The sequence below is a fragment of the Streptomyces sp. NPDC040410 genome (assembly GCF_055595715.1).
Map to the genome: position 1 here is coordinate 380,967 of NZ_JBVIVK010000003.1, position 19,201 is coordinate 400,167.

The window sequence follows — 19,201 nt, forward strand, 5'->3', positions numbered from 1 at the left end:
AGAAAATGTCTGTCAAATTCTCTGCAAATACAGACACTTCACCCCCGACCGCCCCTGTGGGACGTGCTGGACTTACCGCCCGACCTGGCCGAATAGCCATCGCTGGGGTGAGTGTCAAGCCATGGCACCGTATCAGCCGCACATAAGCCCCTCAAGGCGCGTCCGGCGTCACGCGGCTCACCCTGCGCGCCGTTCCCCCTCCGCAACTGAGCGGGCACGCGGCCCCGTTGAACAGCTCCCCGAGACGGGCGGTTCGCTGTGCGGGAGCGAATCGGCCACCGGTCCGACATCCCGCCGCCGCCAGGGCGTTCGTCACGCGGCGGCCATGATGCCTCCACGAACCGCTCACGAAGCCGTGGATCCGCCGTGCCATGATCTTTGCCGGCCCCGCCGCTCGACGTACGCCGCGCAGGTGGCGGACTACGGGGAAACGGGGAAACGGGGATACAGGAAGACGGAAAACGGGGGAACGGGAAACGGGGGTGAGGCAGTGACAGGGATTCAGGCCGGCCTGCTTCCGGTGGGCGGGACGACGCTGGCGTCCGACGCGCGGGTGCTGGAGGCCGTCGAGGCGATCGGTGCGCGAACCGGCGTCGACTACACGGACGACGCGGCCGTGACCGCGCTGCTCGCGGAGCGCCGGCGCGTGTTGAACGCGACACAGCGCGGTCCCCTCGTGTGGCTCGGCGCCCTGGCGCTGACGGTCGGCGCGATCTGGCCGGTCCTGGCCCCCGCGGTACCCTCGCTCGCCGGAAAGCCGGTGCTGGCGTACGGCCCGGCGGGCCCCCTCCTGATCGTGGCCGTGGCCGCGCTCGCTCACGTCCGCAGCCGCTGGAAGCGCGAGCTGACACACCCCGCGCTGACCGGATACCGCGAAGTCCTCGGCGTGGCCCGGGCCAACGGCCTGGCGCTGACCCACGTCCCGGCTTGGCTGGAGGGCAGGTCGGCGGACGGCGGCGGGAAAGGAGCGGCGCCGATACCGTCGTATCCGAAGGCGGCGCCGCGCCGAGCCGAGGTCAGGCAGGAGCAGGCGGCTCCTGAGCACGCTCCTGCCGCTCCGGTCGCAGTACCGCCGAATCCGGTGGCCCTCCCGCCGAAGCCCGCCGCGGTCGCCGAGTACGAGCGGATCGCCGACGCGGGCGGCTGGCACAACGAGGGGGGCTGTCTGCTGGTGTTCGCCGGTGCGGGCGGCGCGCTCTGGGCGTCGACGGAGGGCACCCCGATCGGCTACGGAGCCCTCGCCCTCGTCCCCCTCGCGGTCATCGTCTGGCTGGCGGGCGCCCGCCAGGGCAGCGAGAAGGAGCGGCTGCGGGCCGAGGCCGTGGCGTACGTAAGGGCCGTCGCGGCGGCACAGGCGGCGGGGGCGCGGGTGCCTGAACTGTCGCCGGTGCTGAGGAAGTTGCTGAACGATTAGCCCCCATACATGCATCTGTACATGCGTCGGTACATGCGTCGGTACTACGAGGAGCTCCGCATGAAGCGAGCCGCCCTGTGCGCGACCGCCGCATCCCTGTCCCTTGCCCCCGTACTGACCGCTTGCTCGGGCGGTGACTCGGACGCCAAGCCGGAGAGCTCATCTCTCCTTCTTCCGCTCAGAGACCTCGCAACGTCTGCGCGCCGAAGGACGAGCCGAAGGCCGTGCGGAAGACATCCTGCTGGTCCTCACCACACGCGCCATCGAGGTCCCCGAGCAGGTCCGCGAGCGGATCACCATGTGCACGGACCTGGACACACTCAGGACGTGGCTCACCAACGCCCTGACCGCCGAGACCGCCGAGGACCTGTTCACGGAGGGACCGGCCTGACTCAAGCCGGGCCAGCGGCGCTGACTGGGACTCGGCGGCAGCCACGCGGAGGGGCCTCGCCGTCGCAGGCGAAGAGGCCCCTATCACTTGCGTCAGCTACCGGTTGACGGACTGGATCTCCTTGACCGCCACGTCCTGCTCGAACGTCGACAGCCCGTCAGGCAGCGCCGGCTGCCGTGCCGGCCCGTCCGGGTCGGCCGAGTCGGTCCAGGTGACCTTCCAGGTGATCGACGCCTTGAAGGGGTAGGTGCCGCTTCCGGACGAGCGGCGGTACGTGACGTTGCAGCCCGCGTCCTCGCTGTCGACCGTGTAGCCGCCGTCGCCCCTGACCAGGTCGTACGTGCACGTCTGCGGGTCGGCGTCGGCGGTACCGGCGTCGACCTTGAGCGCCACCGGGGTCGCGACGGTGGTCGCGGCCATCTGGACGCCCTTGTAGTTGATGCTGGCTGTCGTCCACACGCGGTCGAAGTCGCCCGCGAACTTCACGCGCGTACCGAGGTTCACGATGAGCCGGTCCGCGCCAGGGCTGAGGACCACGGGCGGCGTGGGCAACTTGGTGGAGTTGTAGGCCAGTTCGGAGAGAATTTCCGGGGTCAGCTTGTTCGGATCCGGCTGCGGGTCCGCCGGCGGAACGAAGATTTCCCAGTTGTCGGTGGTGACGGGGCAGGCAGTGGTGTAGTCGTCGTTACGGAACTTCACCTGCCACCACAGGCCGTCGTCGCCCTTGTGGTACTTCTCCTTGTCGCGCTTCTCGGCGTAACTCGCCGCAGGCTCGCCGGCGCCGTTGTACGCGGTCTTGATGAACTCCTCGTACTCGTCTGACGTGTACATCGGCTCGTACCAGCAGACCGGGGGCTTCCAGTTGGCGTTGGAAGACGTGGCGGTGGAACTGGAGCCGCTCGAACCGGTCTTGCTCTGGTGGATCTGGATGTGGGCACCGATGGTTCCGTTGCCGGAGTTGGCGCCGGAGTTCTGGTCCGGCTGCGTGGTTCCTTCGTCACCGCCGACCGTGGGGTCACCCGCGTAAGCCGGATATCCCGTTCCCAGCACCATGACGAGGCTCACTACGGCGGCTGTCCGAAGAACCGGACGAGTAGCGCCTCTACCTATCCCTGCACGCAAGATGCGTCCCCCTTCTTCCAACTCTGCACCCCCACCTGCCAGTCACCGCGGGAGTCCTTCACAGCCTGGAGCGTGTAGAGGATGAAGTCCTTGTCGCTCGGCTGGGTGCGCTGCACCTTGTTCGTCTTGATGTTCTTGCCGTACGCCTTGCTCTGGTCCTCGCAGTAGCGAACCGCTGCCGTCTTGCCGTCCGCGACATCCGTAACCTCGAAGTCGTAGAACCGGTAGGCGCCCGTCACGGTCAGCCCTTGCTTCTTCACCGTCGCGACGCGCTCGGACCAGTAGGTGAGGGCGGACGCCGCGAAGTAACGATTCATGTTGGTCGTCTGCCCGTTTCCCTTTGCGAAAGCCTCGAGCCGGGCCTGGGCGGAGTAGGCAACGTCCCGCAGCAGCGCGTCCTTCGTGGCGTCCCCCGTCGGATCCTGCTCGACTGTCACGTCGATGTCTGACGGAAGCGCGAAGGTCGGCGCGTTCTTCTCGGCCGACTCGGACGCGGACGGCGACGGGGAAGTCGTCTCCCCCGACTCCGCTCCCGCGATCTCGTCACTGTCCGAGCCGCCGCCCGAATCGCTGCTGCAACCAGTCACAGAAAAGGCGACGGCAGCAAGAAGGCCGGCCCCGGCCGCCCTCTGTCGCGTGGTCAGCATGGCGTTCGTCCCCCGAGGTAGGTAGTCGGCGTGCGATGGGATGATCCCACGAGAGGCGCTTGCGAGGCCAAGCGCCTCATGGGACTGATGCGACTCTGTGAACTTCATGGAAGTCCCCTTCACAGAAAAGCCACTTGATGCACCGCGAGAAGAACGGCTAGTCACCCCGCCGGTCCATGAGCCGCCCCGGCATCGAGATCAGCGCCCGCGCAGCGACAGGCATGTACACGCCCTCGAACAGGATCGCGAGACTGATGTCCACGGAGTCCACGGCTTCATGTGCCGACCCTGAAATGTTCGTCGTATCCGCCCGACTGGAACGGACCATGACGATCCGGGACTCCGGCCGCTCCAGCACGTGACGCCGCCGGTTCCCCTCCTCCCGGTACCGGTACTCCCGCCCCGCTGCCCAGATCCTGAGCGCCCGCCCGCCCCTGCTCGTCCGCATGGTCTTCCGCGAGACGGTCGCATCCTGCCCGGCAACGCTCAACCGCCCCCGCGCCAGCCGGGGGCGTCCGCCGTACGGCAGCCCCGTGTAGGCGGACAAGGGATGTTCTCGCCGGTCACCATGGCACCCTTGCGAACGGTGCGATCAGCGTCGGGCACGACCTCCAACGCGGGAACGGCGAGCTCCACCGCGCCCAGCCCACCGACGTCGCCTCGCCAGAAGGACACGTGGTGCTGGTTTCTGGACGTCACGGTGTTGGTGAACCGCTGTAGCTCGAACCTGAACTCTTCCATGCTTGCGACCCTAGAGACCGCTGAGGCGGTTCAAGAATCGCCCAGGCAGCGACTGGTTCCGCGTGTACACGCCCTCAAGGACGAGCGCGAGCTGATGTCGAGAGCGTCCGCCTCACCCAGGCGCGTTGGAGCTCGTAGAAAACCCCGCTCATTCGCCTGGCGCCTCCCGCCCCTCGGTCGACCTGGCCGCGCATCCGACAGGCCAGAACGTCACGCCACAGCAAGGGGCAGTACGGAACAAGCAAATGCAAGCTCACCACATATTGAGGACGGTCGCAGTTGCTGCTCTCGTATGCGGAGTAACAAGCTGTTCAGAATGCCCGAAGGGCAGACCGGGAAGGATTCAAAGCACACGTACGACCAGGCTCTGAAGGCAATGACACCTGATGTGGTGAGCGCCCTGAAGTCGACGATGCCGGATGCCGAACTCGACGAGAGCGCCAGCGCGGCGGACTGCGGTGGCCTGGACATCCTCGATAGCAAGGACGGGAGCAAGCGAACCTCGACGGCCATCTACAACCTCACGGGCGACGGTCGAACAAACGGGACTTTAAGACTCTGGTGCAGGAGACCGTGAAGTACCTGACCAATCACGGGTGGAATGTCGAAAGAAGCGGCCGATTACAACCCCGGCAGGCCACCCCGACGGCTACGAGACGTACCTCAGAAGCCCGGCACCTTCGGCAGCGTCACATTTATGCCTGGCCGTTCAAGCTCACCTCCGGAGAGATTACCCAGGTTCGGTGCGTCAGCGAATACCGACTGCTTGCGAAACCCCGATTGGGAGAAGGAGTGAGTAGCCGGCATGGCGTGAATACGCACCGCGCCGACCAGGCGGATCAGGTAGTGCGGTCGGGGAAGACACCGACCACGTTGGTGCGGCGGCAATTCCGAGCCGGGAGTCAATGCCGACGAGTCACAGCCGCACGGCTTTTGCCCATGCCGCGCTTGCGCAGTTTCCGTAGGCGCTCACGCTCTTGGGCTCGCTGCGTTTCGGCCCTGTCCCTCGACCTGCGGTGCAGGAACAATGCCATCACAGCCCCGCTCACTACGTACGCGAGGACCGCGCTGACCGTTCCCGGAATGTACTCACAACCCGCCTGGTATGACCGGCAGTTCTTGCCAGGCAGGGCATTCAGCACATACGTGAGCGGACCGAAGGCGGCCACCGTGCAGATGGCGGCTCCGATGCCCTGGCCGACCCTGCGCATGCCTTTGGCGCGTGGGGACCGGACCGCGATGTGGACTCCGCAGGCTCCGCCGATGGCCGACATCAGTCCAAAGACCCCGCCGACGACCCAGGACGCACCGGGCCACCCCAACAGCGTCGGGGCCGTCGACCGGACGAACCACTTCCAGGTGCCGACCGTCAGTAGGATCACGGCCACCGCAGCAACGGCACCCGTAACAGCCGCTACGCCCCCAAGCCCCGGGCGCGTTCGGGACCCGCTGCCCTGCTGCTCCTCCTCTTCCTCCTTCACTCCCAATGGAGCGTCCCCGCAACGGTGTCGAACAGCTTCACCATCTGGTCCGCCAGCGGGTCGACGGGGGTGGAGAAATTCAGCATCAGCCAGCGCGTGGTGGTGGGAATCGGCACGTAGTACGTGAGGGACGTGGTCGGTAGAGTGTTCCCCATTTGTGCCTCGGGATCCGCTGCTTCCCGCCGACGGTGGCGCACCGCCTTGCCCGCCGCTTCCAACGCCACGACGCCCAGTTCCCCGCCTTCTCCGAGATCCTGCCCGGCCATGTGCTCGGCCATTTCGTCGGCATCCGAGGTCTGCGGCCATTCGTCCGGCCCCGGCACGCTGATGAGCAGCGACGATGCCAGTGGCACGGGGCCGATCGCCATTGTGGAGAGATAGAGTTCGGTGCCGCCGACCCGATACGCGTCTTTGGCTTTTCGCTGAAGGTCCAGCATGAACTCTTTCTTCAGGTGGGGAGCGTTGTCCACTCCGCGGAATGTCAGCTCGGCGAGAGCGACGATTCCACGATCGCGGTCGTCGGGATCCAGCGGAATCTGGAACCAGCCGTCGGGGACAATGAGGCGGTAGTCCGTGGGCCGCGACGTGAACTGGTCTGCCGTCTTCATTCGGTGCCTCCGTCGGCCGGAGCCGTGGCGTTTTCCGCATCGAGCGGCGTGATCGTCATTGTCCGTACGGCCTCGTCGGCCAGCGCCGCGATCTGTTCGGTGAGGGCGATCTTCTCCCACTCCACAGTGACGACGATGAGGCTCTGCATGCCAGGCGGAAAGACGGCATATTTGATGAATTCGGTCAATTTCCGGCCGAAGCCAAGCATGCGCTTCGCCTTGAGCATGGCCTGTACGCGCACGGCAGGTCCAGCCGGCAGCTCAAGGTGAGTGATCTCGGGGTCGCCCGTGACCTCGGCGTTCGCCCATTCCAGAATCATCGGAATGACCTCGTCGACGCCGGGACGCGACACGCCCTCGTCGCCATACCCATCAACCATGAGGTTGGCCAGAGCTTCTCCCGCCTCGGAGTAGTACGCCGCCGCGAGCGTGGGGACATCCGCATTGAGATCAACCGCACGCTCGACCATGTCGTCGAAGACCGCGCCGTTCTCGATCTCCAGGGCGAGCGGGTTGAGGCGGTTCACGACGTCCGTGGCCAGTGCCTTGGCCTCAGCCTTCGTACCCTCGCGCAGCGTCAGGTCGATCCAACCTGGCTGGAACTCGAAGGTGCACTCGTAGGTCTCGTCCAGCGGAGCGCCGTCATCCGGTGGGGCCATGCTCTGTCCTTTCCCGTGCGGGCGTAGTCGTGTTCTCAGCCGAGGCCGACGAGTTTTTGGAGGTTTCCGTCCAGGCCCAGCCCACCCAGCGTAATACCGGCCCCGACGACGGACAGGCGGCTGGCCGACTTGGAGATCTGGTTGACGGCATTGGCGTCGAATTGACCGCCCAGGGCCGCTGTTCCCAACTTGACCGACTTCAGGTCGGACGCGACACCGGGGTCGGCCATGGAGAAGGATTTTGGAATACCCTTGAGGCCGTTCAGGAAGCCGCTGCCCCCGCCTCGGCCGGCCAACTCACTGCCGGCTTTCGCGTAGTTTCCACTGAAGGGCTTAAGAATTTTGAGGTTGTTGCTCCATGCGCTGGTCGAGAAGGGTTCCGTGAACGGTTCCTTGATCGACTTCCACACGTCGCTCTTACCCAGAGTGGACCGACTGGCGGCCGTCCTCCGAAGGTTCTTGTTGGCGCGGCTGATCTGACGTGCGGTTCGGGCCACCCCAGCCTTGCCGAGCCTACCCAGAGCACCCTTGGCGAACTTACCCGCAATCTTGGAGAACCCTTTGCCGACCCCCATCAAGACGAAGCCGAGGGCCGCCATTCCAAGATCCAGCCATTCGGCGTTGCCCTGAAGGACCTGGACGAACGTGGCCACAAAGTTGATCAATGTTGCGACCATGGCAATGGCACCCAGCACACCGGCCAGGGCCTGTCCGATCACAGGAATCCAGCCCACTACGAGGGATAGGATCCCACATACCGTGGCGATCCACGACGTGACTTCCGCAATGTTAGCGACGAGGGTTTCCCAGAACCCATCCTTCAGCGAATCGTGGTTGATGATCGCGTCAATGGACTCCCGAGCCCGCTTGGCGGCGTCGTCACGAACGTTCTTCGCATCGTTGATCTTCTCGCGCGCGGCGTCGACTTCGTCACCGGCCGCGTCCCGCTTGGCCTCGAAGTCCTTGCGGTCCTTGTCGAGGTCTTCCTTCTTCTTATCCTTGCCCGACAAGCCGTCCAGGCTCTTCTGTGCCGCGCCTTTGCGTTCGTCGGCGTCCTTGGCGTCCTTCAGCGCCGCATCGGCCATTTCCTGGGCACGATTGAGGTCGGAGGCGTAGTTCGTGGGACTCGCGTGCAGCTTGTCCTGGTGGCCGCCACCCACCTCGTCGACTCGCGTACCCATGGCCGTGGCGGCGGTGTCATACCGCTTGAAGGCAGCCTCAAGCTTCTTGACGTTCCCCTTGGCCTTCTCGCGAAACTCCTTGCCGGACTTGTTGTCCCAGGCGTCCACTTCGGCAACTGCCTTGAGATTGCGGATTTGCCGCGCAAGTTCGTCCGCAGTCTTGCGTAGTTGCTTGCCCAGGGCCGCAACGCGGTCCGGATCTCCGGGAATCGGGTCGTTGTCCGCGACCGGGTGCCAGTCGCGCGGCCGTCCCGCCATGGGCTACTTCCCCTTCTTCTTCGGGTCATCGGCGCCGCGAATCGCCTCGGCCAGCTGATGGTCGATGTCCTCGTACGCCTTCGCCGCCGCCTTCGCGATCTGCGCCAGTGCGTCGATTTCGTCGGTCAGCCTCTTGCGGCTGAGCTCCCAGTTGTCGGCGAAATCCTCGAACTTGTCGGCCAGATCCCCGTTACCGAAGTCGTCCTCGTACTTGTCGTGCAGATCTTCCAGGCCGTCGAACGCCTTCTTGATATTGCCGAGCCCTGTTCCCATGCCCTTGATCACGTCAAGGTCGAGCCGAGTGTGATCGGCTTCGCCGCCCATGGTGCCCCCGTGTGCACTGATGCAGAGTCACATGAATAACTTAATGAACCGAAGAATCCCGGTGCGACGGGGCGTTGCTCGCCCCGTCGCACCGGGTTGATCGCGCGAGCCGGGCTCAGCTGCCCTTGACGCCCTTGGCCAGCTCGTCGTCCAAGTCCTGGTAGGCCTTGGCGGCACTGGTCAGGAACTTGGACATACCCGTCAGGCCGTCGATGGTGTCCTTGGCACCCTTCTTGAACTCGGTGAAGGAGTCCTCGAACGCCTGCGAGCCCTTGCGGGTGGTGTAGCCGTCCTTGACGAGCTGCTGGATGTACCGCTCCAGGGCATCCAGCTTCTCGTCGATCTTGTCCTTGGCGTCGGTCAGCTTGGTCGCCGCCTTATGCATCTCGTCATATGTAATATCTGCGTCTTTGCCGCCGGCCATGTGGCGTCCTCCGTAGCTCGACCTGCCGCAGGGCCAACCCCCGTGGCTCCTGATGCGGATGATGTGATCGTCCGCTGGGGCAGCAGCTTACGCAGACCGCTTGCAGGAGCACACCCCGGATCCGACAACAGCCTTCTGCGAACCAACACACTTGCCGTTGCCTGCGAGAAGGGTGAAGAAGCTATCGTCGTAGGGACTGTGGCCCGAGTTCCGGGAGGGCCTCAGGTGCCTGGGGAGGACGATCGTGCGCCTGACTCTGACCGTTGTCGACCCGCTCGGTGGCGCCTTTGCCGACGTGGTACTCGATGCGGATCCTGAGTCCTCGATGGGGGACATCGCGAAGGAACTCGCCGCTCATGTCGGATACAGCGGTGGTGCACAGATTATTCCCATCGGGCAGCGCCAGCCCGGAGGCGGCGGCGCCCCCGTGGCGTACGTCGACGGGTATCCCGTTGATCCGGCGGCCACGATCGGCACCTCACCACTGCGCGAGGGCGCTGTCGTCAGCCTGCACGACCCCGCTGGCTGCTTGCCCGGCGAGCCCACCGGAGTGGTCGAACTGCGCGTCGCAGGCGGGCCCGGCGCGGGTGCCGTGCATCGGCTCGGTATCGGCCGGTACGACATAGGCAGCGGCCCGGCCGCGTATCTCCGTGTCGACGATCCCGAAGTCCCGCAGCGAGCACTGACCTTGTCAGTTGCAACCGACGGAACGTGTCAGGTCGCTGTACACGCGGACCAAGACGACGTCACGCTCGACGGGGAGCAGATCGACGCAGACGCGTGGCCGCTCGGCGGTCAGATCGCCGTCGGGAACACGCTGCTCGAACTCGAGCGGTACTCGCCGCCGGACGCCGCCCTCAAGTGGTCCGACGACGGGACTGGGCTCGACTACAACCGCCCGCCCCGGCTCCAGCCGCCGGAACGCCAGACCAGATTCCGGCTGCCGGCGCCGCCGCGCGACTACGAGGCGCGGCCGCTGCCGTGGCTGATGGCGGTCACGCCGCTTGTCGGCGCCGTCGTCTCTGTGGCGATTTTCGGCCGCTGGTACTACCTGATCATGGCTCTGCTGAGCCCTCTGATCCTGTTCGGCAACTACTTCATGGACAAGAAGCATGGGCGTAAGTCTCATGCCAAGCAGGTCAAGGAGTACAACGAACACAAGGAGAGGATCGAGAAGGACGCGCAGCAGGCGCTTGTCGCCGAACGGCTTGATCGGCGCCAGGCCATTCCCGACCCGGCGGCCGTCCTCGGTCTGAGCACCGGCCCGCGCACCCGGCTGTGGGAGCGCCGCAGGACGGACCCCGACCATCTCCTGTTGCGGGTCGGCACCGGTGAACTTCCCTCCGAAGTCGTTCTCGACGACCCCGAACAGGACGACCACAAGCGCGAGGTCACCTGGCAGATCAAGGACGCGCCCGTGGCATTGTCGCTGCAGGAGCGAGGGGTCGTCGGCATCGCAGGACCGGGCGACTCCGCACAGGCGCTGGGTCGCTGGTTGGTTGCACAGACCGCCGTGCTGCACAGTCCGCTCGACGTGCAGTTCTACATCCTCACGGAGCACGGCGCCCAGGAGAGCTGGGACTGGGTGCGCTGGCTTCCGCACTCCCGCCCCGGCGGGGGCCAGGACACCAACTTCCTGATCGGCACGGATGCAGAGACCGTGGGTGCCCGCATCGGCGAGCTGACCCAGCTGCTCGACGCCCGCCAGAAGGCGGCCAAGGAGGACGGCCGCAAGGCGGCCTTCAGCGATCCGGACATCGTGGTGCTCTGGGACGGCTCACGGCGGCTGCGCTCCATGCCAGGTGTTGTACGCCTGCTGCGCGAGGGCCCGGGCGTGTGCATATACGCGATATGCCTAGACTCTGAGGAGCGGTTCCTGCCAGGCGAGTGCCAGGCCGTGGTCATCGCCGAGCCAAGGCCTCAGGAGTACACCACTACCTCCGCGGCCACGCAGGCAAGGCCCGCCCAGCCGGCTCAGGGCGGCTTCCCGTCCTTCCAGGCCTGGCACGTGAATGCCACGGACCAGGAGCAGACGGGCCCACAGCAGGCGCTCGAACTGCGACTGCGCGTCGAACAAACGGGCACCGCCCGGGTCAGGAAGGTCCGCCCCGACTTCGTCTCGCCCGCCTGGTGCGCCCGGCTGGCCCGCTCGCTGTCACCGCTGCGGGACATCAGCGGCGAGACCGAGGACTCCGCTCTGCCCGGCGCGAGCCGCCTCCTGGACGTGCTCCAACTGGAGCCGCCTACCAGTGCCGCCATCGCGGCGCGCTGGCAGATGGGCGGACAGTCGACAATGGCGGTCATCGGTGAGTCGTATGACGGTCCGTTCGGCATCGACATGCGGCGCGACGGCCCGCACGGTCTGATCGCGGGCACCACAGGATCCGGAAAGTCGGAGTTGCTGCAAACCATCGTGGCGTCACTCGCCGTTGCCAACACTCCCGAGAACATGACCTTCGTCCTCGTCGACTACAAGGGTGGTTCAGCGTTCAAGGACTGCGTCAAACTCCCGCACACCGTCGGCATGGTGACCGACCTCGACGCCCACCTCGTCGAGCGCGCACTGGAGTCGCTGGGCGCCGAGTTGAAACGGCGCGAGCACATCCTCGCCGCTGCGGACGCCAAGGACATCGAGGACTACCAGGACCTGGCGCGCCGCGACCCTTCGTACGCGCCCGTACCCCGTCTCCTCATCGTCATCGACGAGTTCGCCTCCATGGTGCGTGACCTGCCCGACTTCGTCACCGGCCTGGTCAACATTGCTCAGCGAGGCCGCTCCCTCGGCATCCACCTGCTACTCGCCACCCAGCGTCCCAGCGGCGTCGTCTCCCCCGAGATCCGCGCCAACACCAACCTCCGTATCGCACTGCGCGTGACCGACGGCGGCGAGTCCAGCGACGTCATCGACTCTCCCGAAGCCGGCCACATCTCCAAAAGCACACCGGGCCGGGCATACGTACGTCTCGGCCACGCCTCTCTGGTGCCCTTCCAGTCGGGACGCGTCGGTGGCCGCCGCCCCGGTGCCGCAGATCCGCAGGCCCTCGCACCGTGGGCCGGCCGGCTCAAGTGGGACGACCTCGGTCGCGCTGCGCTCGTCAAGCCCAAGGCGGAGGCGCGTGAGGAGGAGGAGATCACCGATCTGAAGGTGCTGGTGGACGCGGTTCGCGAGGCCAATCAGGCACTGGGTATCCCCGCCCAGCACAGCCCGTGGCTGCCAGCGCTCTCCGAGACCCTGCTGCTCGACGAGGTCGAGGCGCCGGCTGTCATGCCCGGTTCGGGCAAGCTTCCCCCAGCGCCGTACGGCGTCGAGGACCTACCGGCCGACCAGGCGCGGCGCCCTGTCGTCATCGAATTCTCCTCATTCGGCCACCTCCTCGTCGGCGGCGCACCGCGCAGTGGCCGTTCGCAGATCCTGCGGACCATCGCCGGCTCGCTGGCCCGCACCAATTCCAGCGCGGACGTCCACTTGTACGGCATCGACTGCGGCAACGGCGCGCTCAACGCGCTGACGCGCCTGCCGCACTGCGGTGCGGTCGTCGCACGCAACCAGACGGAACGCGCCGTGCGCCTGGTCACCCGCCTCAAAGGGGAGCTGAGCCGACGTCAGGACCTCTTTTCTGAGAAGGGGTTCGCGGACATCGGGGAGCAGCGGGCCAGTGTCACCGATGAGGAGCGGCTGCCGCACGTCGTGGTGCTGCTGGACCGCTGGGAGGGCTGGCTGCCCACGCTCGGCGAATACAATCACGGCGAACTCACTGACGAACTGCAGACGATGATGCGCGAGGGAGCGAGCGTCGGCATCCATCTGGTCGTCACCGGCGACCGGCAGGTGCTGATGGGCCGCATGGCCTCACTGACGGAGGAGAAGTACGGTCTGCGGCTCGCCGACCGCTCGGACTTCTCGATGCTCGGCATCAACTCACGCAAGGTGCCCGAGGAGATCCCGCCGGGGAGAGGCTTCAAGAACGAGACGGCCACCGAGACACAGTTCGCGCTGCTGTCCGAGGACGTCTCCGGTCAGGGCCAGGCGGCCGCCCTCGCCGCGATCGGCGAGGCGGCCACGGCCCGCGACGCCGCGCTGCCCCGCGCGCGGCGCCCGTTCCGGGTCGACGTGCTGCCAAGCCGTATCGCTTTCACGGAAGCCTGGGAGATGCGGGACGCGGAGACCGCTGCCTCCAAGCTGTGGGGTCTGGTCGGCATCGGCGGCGACGACATCATGGCCTTCGGACCCGATCTCTCTCAGGGCGTACCCACGTTCGTGGTGGCGGGTCCGGCGAAGTCAGGCCGCAGCACCACACTGATGAACCTCGCCCGCTCGTACCTCGCGCAGGGCGTGCGCATCGTCATCGCCGCGCCCCGGCCTTCCCCGCTGCGTGAACTAGCAAGCCAGGACGGCGTGTTGAAGGTCTTCACCGATGACGACATCGAAAGCGACGACTTCAAGGAGGCGATCGAGTCGGCCTCACCGGAGGAGCCGATCGCCGTCATCGTCGATGACGGCGAGGTTCTGGAGGACTGCGATGCGGAGCGGGAGTTCAAGCGGCTGATCCAGCGCGGTACGGAACGCGGGCTTGCGCTGATCATCGGCGGTGACGAAGAGGAGGTCTGCGGCGGCTTCTCCGGCTGGCAGGTCGAGGCGAAAAAGGGCCGCCGCGGCATCCTGCTCTCCCCGCAGGACTCCTCCGCCGGTGAGCTCATCGGCATCCGCACGACCCGCAGCATGGTCGGCGGCCCGGTCGCACCTGGCAAAGGCATGCTGCACCTGGGCAACGGCGAGACGATCACGGTGACGACTCCACTGTAGGAAGGGCTGTTGCTGCGTGAGAGCGACCGTCACACCTTTGTGACGCATGCGGTGGCTCTCACGCGAAAGCCCGCGGCTACTTGACCTTCCGCATCCTCGCCTCGGGATTGCCCTCCGCCGAGCTCTCCGACTCATACTTCAGGTCGTCGCCCACAGGTGTGAGGCGGACTGTGTGGGCGGCCGGGTTGCAGCCGTCGTGGTTGGACTTGGCGCCCACGGATGTGGCCACGAGCTGTGTGCTCGTCACCCGCTTCAGGGTGAGCACGTCATTGCAGACGCCGCCGAGGATGTCCGTCTGCCGGAGCGTGCCCAGCTCCTCGCCCACGGCCGCCTGGTGGACGGTCAGCCGGAAGGTGCCCATGGGCACGGTGCCGTCGAGGCCGCTGCCCTGGCCCTCCCACGTGCCGAGGTAGCGGGCGGGGACCTGGGCGGGCAGGCCCGTGGTCTCGCTCGAGTTGCCGGTCGGCGGCGTGGAGTAGGAGGCGTCGGCGTGGGAAGCGCCTGCGTCGTCATGGCCGTTGCTGCCCGGCAGCAGGTCGAACACGAACACCGAGCCCACCGTCACCGCGGCCAGCGCCCCCGCGACCGCGAGCGCCACGGTGCAGCTCAGCCTCCGGCCCCGCCCGCCGTCCCCCGGCACCGATGTCGCCGCCACGCTGACGGAGACCTTGCCGGGCCGCTGATCGGCGGCCGAGGCGGTCTCCGCCTCCCGCTGAGCGTCCCGTGGTTCGGGTACGGAGGCAGCGGGCAGCGCGGCCACAGGCACACCCGGCGACGTACTCGCAGGCTCACCCGGCGGATTTCTCGCAGTCATCACCGGCGGCGGCCCGAACTCCCCCACTGAAGGACTGCTGAACCCCACCGGCCCCGACGCCGTCTCCCGCGTCGCCCCCGCTGCCTCCAGGTTCAGCAGTTGTACGGCCGCCCGGCTGACCTGCTCGACCAGCGCGCCCGGCAGCCAGCCGCCCGCGACCAGCCGTGCCGCCCCCTCGGGAGCGAGCCGCCGGGCCACCTCGGCCGGGGTCGGCCGCAGGTCCGGTTCCTTGGCCAGGCAGGCCTCCACCAGCTCCCGCAAGTCGCCGCTCGGCAGAGCGAGTTCGGGCTGCTCGTGGACGACCTTGTAGAGCAGCGCGGCCGAGGAGTCACCGGGGAACGGGGACTCGCCGGTCGCCGCGTACGCCAGTACCGCGCCCAGCGAGAAGACGTCCGCCGGGCCCGTCGCCCCCTTGCCGAGGATCTGCTCGGGGGACATGTAGCCGGGGGAGCCGATCGAGACGCCGGTGGAGGTCAGGGACGCCGTGCCGTCCGTGGCCCGGGCGATGCCGAAGTCGATCAGCAGGGGGCCGTCGAGTGTGAGCAGCACGTTGGACGGCTTCACGTCCCGGTGCACCAGGCCGAGTTCGTGCACCGCCGCCAGCGCTTCCGCGAGGCCCGCGCCCAGCGCCCGTACCGACGCGGGCGGCAGCGGACCGCCGTCGGCGACCGCCGCGGCCAGGGACGGGCCCGCCGCGTAGGCCGTGGCGACCCAGGGGATCGGCGCCTCGGGGTCCGCGTCCAGGACCGGTGCCGTCCAGGCGCCGCCGACCCGCCGCGCGGCCTCGACCTCGCGCCTGAAGCGCGCGCGGAACTCCTCGTCGAGCGCGAAGTGCGGGTGCACGATCTTGACCGCGACCGTGCGGCCGCCGGCGCTGCGGCCGAGGTAGACGCGGCCCATCCCGCCGGAGCCGAGCCGGCCGAGCAGCCGGTAGGGCCCCACGACGCTGGGCTCGTCGACTCCGAGCGGCTGCATTGGCGTCATCCCTCCCCCGTACCGCGTGAGCCGTACGGCCCTCTCCCGTACGTCCCCTGCTCAGCAGCGTAGTGCCGCAGCCCTTCAGGACTCACGCCCCCAGCAGATCCACCTTCACGTCCGCCGGAAAGCCCGTCGTGGGTCCCACCCGCCGGGCGAACTCGGCCACCGCCTCCAGCTGCGGGCCGCCGAAGCGGAAGTCGAGGGTCGTGAAGTAGCGCTCGAGGATCTGCTCGTCGAAGGCCTCCCAGCGGGCCGCCTGTTCGGCGACCTTGCCGACCTCCTCCAGGGAGAGGTTGCGGGAGGCCAGGAAGGCCTCGTGCACTTGGCGGGTGATGACCGGCTCGCGCTTCAGGTAGTCGCGGCGGGCCGCCCACACCGCGAAGACGAAGGGCAGGCCGGTCCACTCCTTCCAGAGCGCGCCGAGGTCGTGCACGGCGAGGCCGTAGCGCGGTCCGTCCAGCAGGTTGGCCCGCAGCGCCGCATCGCCGATCAGCACCGCCGCCTCCGCCTCCTGCATCATCAGGCTGAGGTCCGGCGGGCAGGTGTAGTAGTCGGGCTGGACGCCGTAGCGCTCGGCGAGCAGCAGCTGGGCGAGGCGGACGGACGTGCGCGAGGTCGAGCCGAGGGCGACCCGGGCGCCGTCCAGCCGGTCCAGCCGGACCTGCGAGACGATCACGCAGGACATGACCGGGCCGTCGCAGCCGACCGCGATGTCGGGGAAGGCGACCAGGTCGTCCGCGTTCTTGAGGAACTCGACGAGGGTGATGGGCCCGATGTCGAGGTCTCCCTGCACCAGCTTCTCGCTGAGCTTTTCCGGGGTGTCCTTCGTGAGCTCGAAGTCGAGGAGCGTGCCCGTTCTCGCGAGCCCCCAGTAAAGGGGCAGGCAGTTGAGGAACTGGATGTGGCCGACGCGCGGCCGGGTGCGAGAATTGTCCACATCGCGAGGCTAGCCCCTTTGAGGTACGGTGCAGCCTCCAGGGTGGCGCGTCGCACCGGTCAACCCGACACGACGCATTCAAACGTCCGGGTGACGTGATCTTGACCTCTATTGCTTTCGGCTGCCCGCGTGCTAGGCTCGCCGCAAGTTGCAGTTTGGTTTCCCTTGCAGTACAGAGCCTGCGGAGCATGTGACCGCGGGCTCTCGTCGTTTTCAGACGTATGCAGTTGTGCGGCATCTTGTTTTCACACTTGCAGGGTTCTGGAGCAGGGCAACCCTTTGGGCCCAAGGAGGGCTTATGGCTACCGGAACCGTGAAGTGGTTCAACGCCGAAAAGGGCTTTGGCTTCATCGCCCAGGAAGGCGGCGGCCCCGACGTCTTCGTTCACTACTCCGCGATCAACGCGAGCGGCTTCCGTTCGCTGGAGGAGAACCAGCAGGTCTCCTTCGACGTGACCCAGGGTCCGAAGGGCCCGCAGGCGGAGAACGTCACTCCCGTCTGAGTCTTCGGTCTCGGAGCCTGGTGCTTTGATCCGGAACAGATAGCAGTACCCAAGGAGCCCCGCGCCGTACGGCAGCGGGGCTCCTGCCTTTCCCGCCGCCCGTCCCGCCCCTCCCGGGCGCCTCCCGGGCCCCTCCTCGGCCGTCTCACATGTGCTGCATGATCAGTACGAGCACCGTCCCCGGCGCCAGCGCCTCATAGGCGTGCGGCACGTCCCCGCGGTACGCCATGTAGTCCCCGACGCCCAGCTCCACCTGCTCCCCCAGCGGCCCGGCCTTCACCCGTCCGGCGCTGACCACGATGTGTTCCACGGTCCCCGGGATGTGCGGCCGCGAGTCGCGCACACTGCCGGGCTCCAGCCGAACGGAGTAAATATCGCGACGGGCTCCGGGCGGACTCGCCGAGAGCAGCGCGGCCGTGTAGCTGGACCGCTCGGAGTGAACCGTGGGCCCCTCACCCGCCCGGATCACCTGAATGGCCGGTGCCGGCGGCTCGACCAGCGCGCTGAAGGGAACCCCGAGCGCCACCGCCAGCGCCCAGATGGTCTCCATGCTCGGATTTCCGCTCGCACCCTCCAGCTGCGACAGCGTCGACTTCGCGATCCCGGCCTGTTTGGCCAGCTCGGACAGGGACAGTCCCGCGCGGGTGCGTTCGCGCCGCAGTGAGGCGGCGATCCAGTCGAGGGGCAGGCGGGACGGCGGGACGGCGGCATCGGACATGTCGTTCGCTCCAGAAGTACGATCGTTCGCCTTGACGAACAGAGCCTCTGCTGTCCAGCATAGAGAACATGCGTACGGTAGAGCGAACACCGAGAACGCCTCCCGGGGGCTACCCGGAGCTCGTCCGGGACGCGTCCCTGGTCTGGCTCGCCAGCGGTGTCGTAGGCGTCTCCTTCGGCGCCATCGCCGTGACCGGCGGGCTGCCGGTGTGGGTGCCGGTGGTGATGTCGCTGGCGGTGTACGCGGGCTCCGCCCAGTTCAGTGCGGTCGGCGTCCTGCTGGCCGGAGGCGGCCCCGTCGCCGCGGCGGCCACCGGGCTGCTGCTCAACACCCGCACGGCCGCCTTCAGCCTGGCCGTCGCCGACACCATCGGCCGGGGCCGGCTCGCCCGCCTGGCCGGGGCGCACCTGGTGACCGACGAGACGGTGGCCTTCGCCCTCGCCCAGACGGATCCGGTACGGCGGCGGGCCGCGTTCTGGGTCTCCGGGATCGGCCTGTTCGTCGTCTGGAACGCGGGCGTCCTGGCCGGGGCGCTCGCCGGAGGCGCGCTCGGCGACACGGCGACGTACGGCCTCGACGCGGCCTTTCCCGCCGTACTCATGGCGCTTGTGCTGCCCGCCCTGCGCGAGGACGCGCGGGTACGGCGGACCGCGCTGCTCGGCGCCGCCGTGGCACTGGCGGTGACACCGGCCGTCCCGGCGGGCGTGCCGGTGCTCCTCGCACTCACCGGACTCGTCCTGCACGGCCGCGGGGGCGCCGCATGAGCGCGACGGCTGCCGTGATCCTGGCGCTGGCGGTCGGGACATACGCCTTCCGGCTGGTCGGCCCGGCGCTGCACGGCCGGGTGGAACCCCCCGCGCGGGTGCGGGCGTTGCTGTCCGCGGGAGCGGTCGTCCTGCTCGCGGCGCTGCTGGCCACGGGGGCGCTGACCGAGGGCGGAGGCTTCGCGGGGTGGGCGCGGCCTGCCGGGGTGCTGGTGGGCGGCGTCCTGGCGTGGCGCCGGGCGCCGTTCACGGTCGTCGTACTGGGTGCGGCGGCGACGGCCGCGGGGCTGCGGGCGGCCGGAGTGGCGTAGGACGCTCGCCTGCCGGTGGCGAGCGGAATGGCGTGGAAGGCGCGGCTGCCAGTACCGGGCGACAGCGAGGCAAGCCCGACTGCCGGTACCGGGCCAAACGGCGAGGCAAGCCCCACAGACAGC

Annotated in this window: 19 protein-coding genes; 7 read left to right on the forward strand and 12 right to left on the reverse strand. The window is 67.9% G+C overall.

Annotated elements, in window-relative coordinates:
* Positions 1 to 490 precede the first annotated feature (490 nt).
* A complete protein-coding gene (locus tag ACZ562_RS09115) occupies positions 491 to 1,414 on the forward strand; it encodes a hypothetical protein (protein WP_471175452.1) in 924 nt (307 codons plus the stop codon).
* Between the two features lie 133 nt (positions 1,415 to 1,547).
* Positions 1,548 to 1,805: a hypothetical protein gene (locus tag ACZ562_RS09120; protein ID WP_471175454.1), complete on the forward strand. Its 258-nt coding sequence runs from the start codon at positions 1,548 to 1,550 to the stop codon at positions 1,803 to 1,805.
* Positions 1,806 to 1,901: 96 nt separating this feature from the next.
* On the opposite strand, the gene ACZ562_RS09125 is transcribed toward ACZ562_RS09120, so the two are convergent.
* Genes ACZ562_RS09125 through ACZ562_RS09140 form a run of 4 tightly spaced genes read right to left on the reverse strand, consistent with a single transcriptional unit; the run spans position 1,902 to position 4,315 of the window.
* Entirely contained in the window at positions 1,902 to 2,858 is a 957-nt protein-coding gene (locus ACZ562_RS09125) for a hypothetical protein (RefSeq protein ID WP_471175456.1), read from the reverse strand.
* A gap of 53 nt (positions 2,859 to 2,911) precedes the next feature.
* Positions 2,912 to 3,682 (reverse strand): hypothetical protein, encoded by a 771-nt coding sequence (locus ACZ562_RS09130; RefSeq protein WP_471175458.1) that lies wholly within the window; start codon positions 3,680 to 3,682, stop codon positions 2,912 to 2,914.
* 49 nt (positions 3,683 to 3,731) lie between these two features.
* On the reverse strand, positions 3,732 to 4,022 hold the full coding sequence (locus ACZ562_RS09135) for a hypothetical protein (RefSeq protein ID WP_471175460.1): 291 nt from the start codon (positions 4,020 to 4,022) through the stop codon (positions 3,732 to 3,734).
* 38 nt (positions 4,023 to 4,060) lie between these two features.
* On the reverse strand, positions 4,061 to 4,315 hold the full coding sequence (locus tag ACZ562_RS09140) for a hypothetical protein (protein ID WP_471175462.1): 255 nt from the start codon (positions 4,313 to 4,315) through the stop codon (positions 4,061 to 4,063).
* Positions 4,316 to 4,631: 316 nt separating this feature from the next.
* On the opposite strand from ACZ562_RS09140, the gene ACZ562_RS09145 reads away from it, so the two are divergent.
* On the forward strand, positions 4,632 to 4,892 hold the full coding sequence (locus ACZ562_RS09145; protein WP_471175464.1) for a hypothetical protein: 261 nt from the start codon (positions 4,632 to 4,634) through the stop codon (positions 4,890 to 4,892).
* 900 nt (positions 4,893 to 5,792) lie between these two features.
* Here ACZ562_RS09145 and ACZ562_RS09150 read toward each other — a convergent pair.
* From ACZ562_RS09150 to ACZ562_RS09170, 5 genes are all read right to left on the reverse strand, one after another.
* A complete protein-coding gene (locus ACZ562_RS09150; RefSeq protein ID WP_471175466.1) occupies positions 5,793 to 6,404 on the reverse strand; it encodes a hypothetical protein in 612 nt (203 codons plus the stop codon).
* The gene (locus ACZ562_RS09155; protein ID WP_471175468.1) at positions 6,401 to 7,063 is read right to left on the reverse strand and encodes a hypothetical protein; all 663 of its coding nucleotides are present in this window, start codon (positions 7,061 to 7,063) and stop codon (positions 6,401 to 6,403) included. Before ACZ562_RS09155 ends, ACZ562_RS09150 begins: the two co-directional genes overlap by 4 nt.
* Positions 7,064 to 7,098: 35 nt before the next feature.
* The gene (locus tag ACZ562_RS09160; RefSeq protein ID WP_471175470.1) at positions 7,099 to 8,502 is read right to left on the reverse strand and encodes a hypothetical protein; all 1,404 of its coding nucleotides are present in this window, start codon (positions 8,500 to 8,502) and stop codon (positions 7,099 to 7,101) included.
* Positions 8,503 to 8,505: 3 nt separating this feature from the next.
* Positions 8,506 to 8,826, reverse strand: a complete 321-nt coding sequence (locus ACZ562_RS09165) for a hypothetical protein (RefSeq protein ID WP_471175472.1) — start codon at positions 8,824 to 8,826, stop codon at positions 8,506 to 8,508.
* Between the two features lie 115 nt (positions 8,827 to 8,941).
* Positions 8,942 to 9,250, reverse strand: a complete 309-nt coding sequence (locus ACZ562_RS09170) for a WXG100 family type VII secretion target (protein ID WP_471175474.1) — start codon at positions 9,248 to 9,250, stop codon at positions 8,942 to 8,944.
* 244 nt (positions 9,251 to 9,494) lie between these two features.
* On the opposite strand from ACZ562_RS09170, the gene ACZ562_RS09175 reads away from it, so the two are divergent.
* A complete protein-coding gene (locus tag ACZ562_RS09175) occupies positions 9,495 to 14,054 on the forward strand; it encodes an FtsK/SpoIIIE domain-containing protein (protein WP_471175476.1) in 4,560 nt (1,519 codons plus the stop codon).
* A 76-nt stretch (positions 14,055 to 14,130) separates the two neighbouring features.
* Here the strand turns inward: ACZ562_RS09175 and ACZ562_RS09180 are convergent, their stop codons facing one another.
* Together ACZ562_RS09180 and ACZ562_RS09185 are read right to left on the reverse strand one after the other, a co-directional pair.
* Positions 14,131 to 15,843 (reverse strand): serine/threonine-protein kinase, encoded by a 1,713-nt coding sequence (locus ACZ562_RS09180; protein ID WP_471175478.1) that lies wholly within the window; start codon positions 15,841 to 15,843, stop codon positions 14,131 to 14,133.
* Positions 15,844 to 15,934: 91 nt separating this feature from the next.
* Positions 15,935 to 16,783 (reverse strand): menaquinone biosynthetic enzyme MqnA/MqnD family protein, encoded by an 849-nt coding sequence (locus tag ACZ562_RS09185; protein ID WP_471175480.1) that lies wholly within the window; start codon positions 16,781 to 16,783, stop codon positions 15,935 to 15,937.
* A gap of 298 nt (positions 16,784 to 17,081) precedes the next feature.
* On the opposite strand from ACZ562_RS09185, the gene ACZ562_RS09190 reads away from it, so the two are divergent.
* Entirely contained in the window at positions 17,082 to 17,285 is a 204-nt protein-coding gene (locus ACZ562_RS09190) for a cold-shock protein (protein WP_003992177.1), read from the forward strand.
* Positions 17,286 to 17,430: 145 nt separating this feature from the next.
* On the opposite strand, the gene ACZ562_RS09195 is transcribed toward ACZ562_RS09190, so the two are convergent.
* Entirely contained in the window at positions 17,431 to 18,003 is a 573-nt protein-coding gene (locus tag ACZ562_RS09195; RefSeq protein ID WP_471175482.1) for a helix-turn-helix domain-containing protein, read from the reverse strand.
* A 68-nt stretch (positions 18,004 to 18,071) separates the two neighbouring features.
* Here ACZ562_RS09195 and ACZ562_RS09200 point away from each other — a divergent pair, with 68 nt between their 5' ends.
* On the forward strand, positions 18,072 to 18,767 hold the full coding sequence (locus ACZ562_RS09200; RefSeq protein WP_471175484.1) for an AzlC family ABC transporter permease: 696 nt from the start codon (positions 18,072 to 18,074) through the stop codon (positions 18,765 to 18,767).
* Positions 18,764 to 19,078 carry an AzlD domain-containing protein gene (locus ACZ562_RS09205; RefSeq protein ID WP_471175486.1) on the forward strand — a complete coding sequence of 105 codons (315 nt, stop codon included), beginning with the start codon at positions 18,764 to 18,766 and terminating at the stop codon, positions 19,076 to 19,078. The genes ACZ562_RS09200 and ACZ562_RS09205 overlap by 4 nt, the downstream gene beginning before the upstream one ends.
* The last annotated feature ends 123 nt before the right edge of the window (positions 19,079 to 19,201 follow it).